Annotated in this window: 4 protein-coding genes; 2 read left to right on the forward strand and 2 right to left on the reverse strand. The window is 42.8% G+C overall.

From position 1 onward, the window contains the following. Nucleotides 1-738: 738 nt before the first annotated feature. A complete protein-coding gene (locus V7K32_RS16195; protein WP_334994855.1) occupies nt 739-1,401 on the reverse strand; it encodes a GIY-YIG nuclease family protein in 663 nt (220 codons plus the stop codon). A gap of 252 nt (nt 1,402-1,653) precedes the next feature. Between V7K32_RS16195 and V7K32_RS16200 the strand changes: the two genes are divergently transcribed. Next, complete coding sequence (locus V7K32_RS16200; RefSeq protein WP_334994856.1) at nt 1,654-2,583, forward strand: carbohydrate ABC transporter permease; 930 nt, start codon at nt 1,654-1,656, stop codon at nt 2,581-2,583. A 285-nt stretch (nt 2,584-2,868) separates the two neighbouring features. Here V7K32_RS16200 and V7K32_RS16205 read toward each other — a convergent pair whose 3' ends face one another. Further along, nucleotides 2,869-8,577 (reverse strand): translocation/assembly module TamB domain-containing protein, encoded by a 5,709-nt coding sequence (locus tag V7K32_RS16205; protein WP_334994857.1) that lies wholly within the window; start codon nt 8,575-8,577, stop codon nt 2,869-2,871. A gap of 265 nt (nt 8,578-8,842) precedes the next feature. Between V7K32_RS16205 and V7K32_RS16210 the strand changes: the two genes are divergently transcribed. Then, the gene (locus V7K32_RS16210; protein WP_334994858.1) at nt 8,843-9,271 is read left to right on the forward strand and encodes a DUF3110 domain-containing protein; all 429 of its coding nucleotides are present in this window, start codon (nt 8,843-8,845) and stop codon (nt 9,269-9,271) included. Nucleotides 9,272-9,398: the final 127 nt, after the last annotated feature.

Here is a 9,398-nt window from a genome sequence, read left to right on the forward strand (position 1 = left end):
TTTCAGGGTTACTTAGGAGTCCAAATTATAATTTGGAATTTTATTTAAATGTAGTTTATTAATACTACTGATTGAAGTGCGGAATGTGGGATATAGACCCGATCACCGGATGAAACTCGGCAAGGTAATCCTCCTTTTCCTGGTAGTGCGTAGCCAAAAAAGTTAAAGCTCCACGGTACAAATACAAGCAAAAGTACAGAAAATAGGATGAAGCCTACTGTACCTAGCACTATGGTAGATTTCCGAATGGTACTCATATTTAGGCCACTAATGATCTAGCTAAGTTTAGAAACTGTCATTTATATCCCAAGCGTAGAAATGACCGTTGGGAAATCTTTGAACAAGTTCTGAGAGGTATTGCTTAAGGTGTGGGTTAGTGTGGTTAGACACGAGTATTGTGCCATCATTATATTTTGTTGACACAACCATTCGTCCTCTAGAGTGCCGCTAATTCAGTTAAAATACTTAGAAATACTTTAGCAAAATTATACAATTTAAACAAAATAATCTAGAAATGGCAATGATCAACGCCGGTTCAAAGCTTCAGACAGAAAAAATCAAAAACTTTAAAATCGAACAAGCTGTAACTGATTCGGGGCAGCGCTTTGTGAAGTTATCTAACTCTCTTAGTGTACAAAAAACTCGTTTTAGCACGATGACCCCATAGGGGCGCACAGATGTGCGCCATCATCGCATAAACACTAATTTGTAAAAATATACAACTAATTTAATTGACACCTAAGACTTAGTTTCTTGTGTCTGTGCGTCAATAATTACACTCCAGTCATCATTTGTCACAGCAGCTTCAAGTTGACGCTGACGTTCGGCTATACTCGCATCTATTGTTTCTAACTCTTTAGAGAGGGTTGTGTCAGCCATTGCTTTCCGCAGTTTTAGCTTTTTCTCCTCGTAAGCTTGACGTTCTGCCTCTGACATTACCGCCTTTGCAGCTTCCCCTACTGTAGCAGCCCACATTTCGCTTTCAGTTGCATTACCAGGTGGTGTACTTTCAAGTTCTGCTATCCACGCATCGCGCAAATCTTCCATTTCTTGACGCTTGGGGAACTTGAAGGCTTGCACACGTACAAAAGCACACTTTTGCTGACCATTTTGACTGACATGACCGTTTAAAGAAAGCAACACATTCCGAGAATAGCCAATGTACTGCGTGCAGCGTTCTGCGTCTAATACTGCGTAAACACCTGCAATTTTAGCGTTTTGAGCAGCTGCACTCCAAGCCTCAAGGTTAATGATTTCAGTACCATCGTTTGCCATTTCAGGGGTTATACTCACCTCAGTGGCGCTGTGTTCGTCGTCAGAACTATACAAAAATTCATGTAGTCCACGGTGGTTTATGGGGACATTTTGATGTTCAATTGGCGGGTTGTGTTGAGTTTCCATTGCAGTTTCTCTCCCAGTTATTAATTAGCGCTACGCAAATATATGCCTTTAGAATATTGAAGCTTAAATCTACTCACATCCCCAAATTCTTGCTGAGAAAGCGAAAACAACTAAGTAGGTAGGCAAGAGAAAACCAAACTATGTAACGAAAAGTAAAATCTCTGTATTTATCTCGTAGTTGCGTTTTAGCGAAGACAGCGCAACTACGAGCCAGTGATGATTATTTGCGCCCACTTACTTATTAGACCTTATATGAATCAATTAACACCTAAAGATTGGATATTCATCAAACAGCGACTGACCCCTTATTTATTTTTACTACCCGCCTTAATTCTTTTGGCTTTAACAGTCTTTTGGCCTGCACTGCAAGCGTTTTACCTCAGCTTTACCAGCTATGAAGATATTGCTCAGCCGCCACAATGGATAGGTTTTGCCAACTTCCTCAAGCTTTGGAAGGATGCAGTTTTTTGGAAAACCTTAGAAAACACTTTTTTATATCTTGTGGGTGTAGTCCCAATTTTAGTAATTGCTCCCCTAGTGCTGGCAATATTGGTAAATCAGAAACTGCGGGGGATGAATTGGTTTAGAGCAGCCTATTACACCCCAGTGGTAATTTCAATGGTGGTTGCGGGAATAGCTTGGAAATGGCTGTATGCAGAAAACGGATTACTGAATCAGTTGCTGAAAGCTTTGGGTCTTTTTCCAGAAGGTATTCCTTGGCTAACTAGCCCAGAAAAAATTTTTGGTATTGTACCAATTTCGCTTGCCAGCGTCATGGCTGTCACCGTGTGGAAGGGGCTAGGCTACTACATGGTGATTTATTTAGCAGGGTTGCAATCAATCCCTGCTGATGTTTACGAAGCTGCTGCGATCGATGGTTCTGATGGTATCAGCAAACATTGGGATATTACCATACCTTTGATGAAGCCGTATTTAGCACTAGTGGCGGTAATTTCGGCTATTTCTGCCACCAAAGTGTTTGAAGAAGTATACATTATGACCCAAGGTGGCCCACTCAGTAGCTCAAAAACGATTGTTTATTATCTATATGAGCAAGCTTTTACTAACTTGGAAATCAGCTATGGTTGCACAATTGGTTTAGTGCTATTTTTGATAATTTTAGGATTATCAATTTTGCGATTAGTTATCAATCGAGAGGGAGGAGATAATATCACAATCTGATATTTGCTTAATTTAACCTAATATCGATGCAATAAAAACTCTGAAAGCTAGAAATAGTAAATTTTATAGCAACCCAGGTCTGTGTTGCGATTCCTAAACCTCATATACTAACTAATCTTCATTATAAGAAAATGCAGCATTGAGATTCAACCCATTATTTTTTATAATTAATCTCAATCTCTGGCGTTGCACTACCAATTTACCTCAGTAGAAATCAAAGAACTAGCACGTCGTAGGGAACAGGAAGTAATTCGTAATTTGTAATTTAAAATTGAAGATATTTCTTTAAAACCGTGTTTGATACTCTACTACTGCACGACTATCATCGGTTAAGTTAGTGGAAGCGCGGACACGAAACTTATCGTTTATCCGGTAATTAACACCCCATTGGAATGGGTCGTTTGTTGTCAAAATCTTGATGCTGGAAACCGAGATTTTAGAAGAAATATCAACCCCAGCTTCTGCTGCTAATTCTAATGTTGAACTACTCCTTCCAGCTTCAGGATTATCAGAAATAACGGTAGGAAATATTCGCAGTTCACTTAAGCCAAAGCTACTCCCAATCTGGTTAAAAGCTGACTGAAAATTGTTGAACACAGCCGAACCTGCGATGTTAATCAAACCCAAGGTACTGTCACCTCGTCCTTGGGTGTCTACAAACCCACCTCCTAAAAGAGCCACAATTTCGGTTTGACTACGTGACGGACTACTTGTCAGTTCTAGATTTTCATTCAGTTTGCTGGCTAGACCGTTGATACTGGCTTCGACTCGAACACTCTCTAATGCTGATAAACCTGTGGTATTTACCCGGCTGAAATCATTACTTTGAGTTACATCCAGTACTTTGGCAAATAGCCGAATATCTAAGTTGGGGTCGCGGGGTTGAGACGGACTAAAAGTTGCGGTGTGTGTATAGCCACGAGCAAGGTTAAATTGGGTAGTAAATAAATTTACCCCACCTTGTTCTAATCGGATAGTACCATCGGGTATTGGCTGATTGATTGAGCCGTTAACTATGAGATTACCAGTTGCGCGGAAACTGAGAATAGGAGGACGAGTAATTTCGACGTTTTTACCGAGTTCTAAATCTAGATTATTAAATCTAGCTACCGCATTTACCGTCCCATTCCCAATTTCAGATTTGCTCTGCTTATTTTTTGTGGGTGATACGCCAATACCACTATTTGCAGATGAAGCGGTGCTGGTAGATTCTGCCAGCAATACTTGACCATCAAATAAATTTACTTTACCGCCAATTACTGGGTTAAGGGCAGAACCAGTAATCTGTAAATTGCCGCTAGCACCTCCCAGGTAAAGTCCCTTCAGATTTAACGCTAGCCGATCGAGATTAACAGTTAGGGGATTGTTGATAGTCACGTTCTCATTGTTGAAAATGGGAATTTCTCCAGCAGCTTCTACCTTGCCATGACTAAATTTACCCTGAATATTTTCTACTAAGATGGTGTCAAAATTAAACAGCACTCGACCTGTAACATCTTTCAGCTTACCTGGCAAAGCCTGGGCTGAAAAAGTAGCATTATTAATAGTAGCAGTTCCATTTACTTCGGGTTTTTGCAATGTTCCGCGTACTTTAAGGTCTACTTCTCCTTCACCTTTTTCAAATACCACTTGATTAGTCAATGCGTTTAACAGTGCTAATCCCTCGTTTTCTAACTTCATGTCTAAATTGATTTGGTCGTTGTCTGGTGCAACGGTTGCAAAAGGCAATTTATAAGGGATGCTGCCAGTAATATCAACAGGTTTTGGCCCAGCAACTGCTACAGTACTACCAAAGTTTAAGCGTCCGTTGGCATAGCTGAAACTTGCGATCGCAGAATCTATTTTATTTTGATTCAATAATCCTTCTGTGATTTGCAATTCCCCTCTAGCTTGGGGATTAGCAATGCTGCCGGCTATTGCTGCTGTACCGTTAAGATTACCTCTGATTCCAACTGGTAGTTTGACAAAATTATTCAGTACTTGTACTGGCAAATTATTCACCCGCAGCTGGCCAGATTGTTCATCACCGCCAACGTTACCCGTAAAAGCAATTAACCTGTTTGCAGATTCAAGCCGTAAAGGTCGCAAACTCAAAACACCGTTTTCAAAGTTGCCTTCGGCAATCACTTTATCGGCAGTATAATAACGATTCCCTTCTTCCTTTTTACCCCAGGCAAAGTCTTGTCCATTCAAATTAAAATCCACAGATAATCCATTGGCTGTAGCTGTATTTACAGCCACTTCCCCGTTGAAAGTCCCCTTTAAGTCTGCCAAATCTGGTATAGGAGTAGAATTAAGTCGCTTTTCTTCCTGTTCTTCTACCAAAGCTTCAATTTCAGAAAACCGTTGAATTTGGGTTAATAAAGGTTGATTTTGGGTTCCTTGGGGGGTGGTGGTTAGATCCTCTGCTGTGCCGTAGATTTCTGCTGAACCACCTGGCAAGTTTTGTAAATCAAATATCTGCGCTACCGTTAGAACATCTTGGATCTCTCCCTGGTTGACGTTCAGTTTACCTTGTAGTTGAGGGCCTTTAGGGCTTTGAGCAAAAGTACCGACAAGGGCGTAGCTACTTTTGCCTTTGACAAATTCGCTACTGGTGAGTGTGCCTTTACCGTTACCGTAGCGGAATTGAGCAGTTATTCGATCGCCGCGAAGTCTCCCAATTTGCGGATTAGCGATCGCTAAATTCCCCGTTGCTGCCAATGTCTGCTGATTAAATAGCAAATCCCCCGTTAACAAGCCAGTTATCTTACCACTACCCAATCGAGTAATTGCTGGTGGAGTCAAATTCAATATTTGTAAGGGGAAATTTGCAAGTTTGAGCGCCCAATCATTCCCTTGAGCATTACCTATAGCTGATGCTTGCTGCCATTTTACTAAGAAGGATTTCGGGCGATTATTGGCATCTAAATTGAAGGCTAGGCGATCTCTATTACCTGCCAAGTTCAAATTTAAACCGCGTCCCTCTGCTGAATCGATGTTTCCAGTTAACAACGGTTCAAAAGCAATATCTTGAACAATCAAGTCTCGTAAATTAATTTGCCCTACCACATTTGGCAAGGGCAACTTACCAGTGATTTGTCCATTAAAATTTACTCTTCCCGCCACAGCAACCTGATTGGGAAGATTAATAGGTAACTGTTTTAAGTTGTAATTCTGCGCTTGGACGTTGAGATTTAGGGCAGTAATTTCTGGTATACCGGCTGTTCTTGCATTGGCTAATATGTTACCAGTAACACTTAAACCGGGAGCAGTTGCTCGTTCAATGGTAAGCCTTTCACCACTCCAAGCGATCGCAGCACTCAGAGGTTGCTCAAAACCGGGGATACCTTGGGATAATTGCACCTGTCCAGCAGCACGCAAATCAGCTAATTTGGACGATCCAAAGGTGCCAGCTAATTGCAACTGACCGCCAAACTTACCCCGCAATTGTTGATTTAACCGATTTAATTCCAAACCGTTAGCATTAACTACAGCTTGATAGCGACCATTAGCCAATTGGATATTAGAAGCTGCGATCGTTCCACCTGCAAGATTCACGCGTCCCTGACCACTGGCTTGGATAGTTTGCGGTTGAAATGACTCAACAGAACCCGCCACGTTTGCTTGACCGGTTAACGTCCCTCGAAACTGCGGTGGTACTGCTGCTAACTGCTGCAACGGGAGATTATTTGCTTGAACTTGCGCCTGATATACACCATTCGCCAATTGAATATTAGAGGCTGTAATAGTCCCACGCGCAACATTTACCTGCGCTTGACCGTTGGCTTGAATAGTTTGCAGCTTAAAAGAATCAACAGAACCCGCGACGTTGAACTGACCATTTAACGCTCCCTGGAACTGCTTTGGTACTGTTGCCAACTGCTGCACAGGAACATTATTTGCTTGAACTTGCGCCTGATATACACCATTCGCCACTTGAATATTAGAGGCTGTAACCGTACCACCGCCAATAGCAAGGCGACCTTCACCACTGCCACGCAGGGTTTTCAGGCTGAAATTATCTCTGTTGCCTGCGATTTGGAACGTACCCGCCAATGGGTTATTTAAAGCTGGGGGAGACTGTTTTAATATTTGTCCCAACCGCACACCATTAGCTACAAGTTGAGCAGAGAAGCTTTGGTCTTGTAGTTGGATATTAGAAACTGCAACTGTGCCGCCACCAATTTGAACCCCTCCCCCATCAGTGCGAATCGTGGCAATTTTAAATGGTGCTGTGCTGCCTGAGAGAATAAGACGACCATTAAACTGTGCTTCCGCCAAAGAGACATTTTGCAGTTGACTTTTGTCTACAAAGGGTTCTAATTTTACCCCAGAGGCAACAGCCACAGCTTGCCAACGCTGATTGGCATAACTACCAGTTGCCCGGACTGTACCACCACTCACATTCAGAGCCACATTGCGGAAAGAGACATTACGATTTGGAGCGATCGCAACTTCACCCGTTCCGGGGTAAGTTCCGTTAGGAGCCTGATATTGTACCGCAGTTTGGGCATTTGTGGGAGGGCCAGTTAGTTGGGCAGTACCTGAGACGTTGCCGATTTGAAAGTTGGGTGTTATGTCATAAACTTTTGCGATCGCATCCCCTGAAACATTCTTGGCAGCAAAATTTATATCCAGTCGCGGATTTTTACCAAGTTGAATTGTCCCAGCGCCGGTGATATCACCACCAACTTTAGCTTTACCTTGAATATCTTTTAGGGTAATTAAAGAGGAACTAGTCGCAAGCTGAAACTTACTACTAATGCTATTAAAATCAACTTTGTCAATCCGAGCAGTTTGAATAGTGGCAACTGTACCTGAGAGAATTGGCTCTTTAGTTGATCCGGTAATCTGCAAAGAAGCTTGTACTTGTCCAGCGATCGGCACAGGTAGTTTTACCTTGAGAGTCTCTTGGGCATTAACCAAACTCACCGCATTTACCCGCGCTGCCAAGTTAAAGCCTGCTTGATTGTCGATGATTCCCGTAGCCACTAGGGGAATTTTGCCGTAGTTGCTAGTAACATTGTTTAACTGCAACTCCGTTCCCTGGAAGTGAAGATTTCCTTGGCTATTGCTCAACAGTTGCGGGACTTTAGGCACTTCAACTGTTACCCCTTGCACAACAGCGCTGCCATACAATAAAGTCCGTTGTCCTGGTGTTAACCTAACTAACAAGTCTCCATTGGCTCGACCAGCCTGTAAGCTCACTGGTAACTTAATCAACCGAGAAAGATCCGCAGCTAGGAAGTTTTGCGATCGCACTTGAAAGTTCCCTGCTAGCACCCTGGACTGCGTCTCTCCCTGAATGGAAATACTACCACCACTGTCTGCTTGACCCCCCACATCAAACCTGATCAACTTGTTATTTGCTAAAAGTTGGGCAGAACCGTTGATTTGAGAAAATGTTACGGGAGATAAGGGAAAATTCACTCCCCCTGCTCCCCCTGCTCCCCCTGCTCCCCCTGCTCCCCCTGCCCCCCCAGCCCTCTTCTGCGGCATCAAGGCTAACTTGGCATTGCGAAACCACAATTTGTCTAAATCGGTTTTAATAGCCGCACCTACACGCGGCGGCGCTATATTAGTGGAAACCCAGCGCCCTTGTTTATCCTGTTCAATGTAAATATCTGGGTTAACTAAGGTAACATCTAGCTTTAGATGGCGGTTAAAGATTAGTTGTAAAGGGTCAAAACCCACCTCTACAGCTTCAACTGCGGCCCGATCTGGATCTGTAGGTGTGGCTGGGATAGCTGAAGCCCCAAATTGCACTCCTGTCAACGAAAATTGTGTGACTTTTCCCAGTTTTACCGGACGGTTGAGTGTAGTAGTGAGACTTTCTTGTGCTAAGGGTGTTAACTCTGTTTGGACAAAAGTCCACAACCGACAAATACCGACAATAACTCCTAACAGCAAAAGTCCGCCCAAAGCAATGCTACCCCGACTCAACACCAGCAACCATAGACGCTTGCGGATAGGGTACGGGGAGAGAATATCTTGATTGGGAGATTTAATCATTTGCTTTAACTGTATTAATTGCCAGATGTCGCTGGCACACACAAGCATTAACTGAGACGCTGATTCAGTATGCCATTTCCAGGATACGCCAACTAAACCCAAGACCTCATTTGTTGAGTTACGCTATTTGCTTGATCCAATGCTTGTGCTTCATAATATTGACGTTTTCAGTTAAATCTGATCTGAATAGAGTGAAAATTATTCCTGTGACTTTCGCTGAGGCACAACGTAGAACTTTAATATGGATAGACCTTAAAAAAGACAGATGATTACACCAATGCGTGTTTTTGTGTTAATTTTTAATGCTCGAACGGAAAATGAGGGAATTCATACCATTCGGGTAGGCGATCTCAATAAAATTATGATGTTCGAGTCAGAAGACGACGCCACCCGCTTTGCCCTGATGTTAGAAGCTCAGGATTTTCCCGCACCGACACCAGAGCCGATCGATGCTGAGGAAATCAAGGAATTTTGCGAAAGTGCTGGATATGAATGGGAAATCGTCCCAGAAAACAGCAATTTAGTTGTAACTCCCCCAGAACTTAACGTCGAAAAAACCGACTGGCAAGAAGATGCCCAGAAGGAGGATACTGTTGAAGACCCCTTTCCTTTCAATCAACAGCCACTAGAAGAACCAGAATTGTCTGATTCGGAACTAGAAAAGATGCGTCGCAAATTGGAAGGATTGTTGTAATTGGTCATTGGTCATTGGTCATTGGTCATTAATCATTGGTCATTGGTCATTGGTCATTGGTCATTGGTCATTGGTCATTGGTCATTGGTCATTGGTCATTGGTCATTGGTCATTGGTCATTGGTCAT

Source organism: Nostoc sp. (assembly GCF_036917635.1).
Taxonomy (GTDB): domain Bacteria; phylum Cyanobacteriota; class Cyanobacteriia; order Cyanobacteriales; family Nostocaceae; genus Nostoc.

Coding starts and splice junctions, on each gene's coding strand:
- V7K32_RS16195 (WP_334994855.1), bottom strand. CDS start 1,401: ATGGAAACTCAACACAACCCGCCAATTGAACATCAAAATGTCCCCATA.
- V7K32_RS16200 (WP_334994856.1), top strand. CDS start 1,654: ATGAATCAATTAACACCTAAAGATTGGATATTCATCAAACAGCGACTG.
- V7K32_RS16205 (WP_334994857.1), bottom strand. CDS start 8,577: ATGATTAAATCTCCCAATCAAGATATTCTCTCCCCGTACCCTATCCGC.
- V7K32_RS16210 (WP_334994858.1), top strand. CDS start 8,843: ATGATTACACCAATGCGTGTTTTTGTGTTAATTTTTAATGCTCGAACG.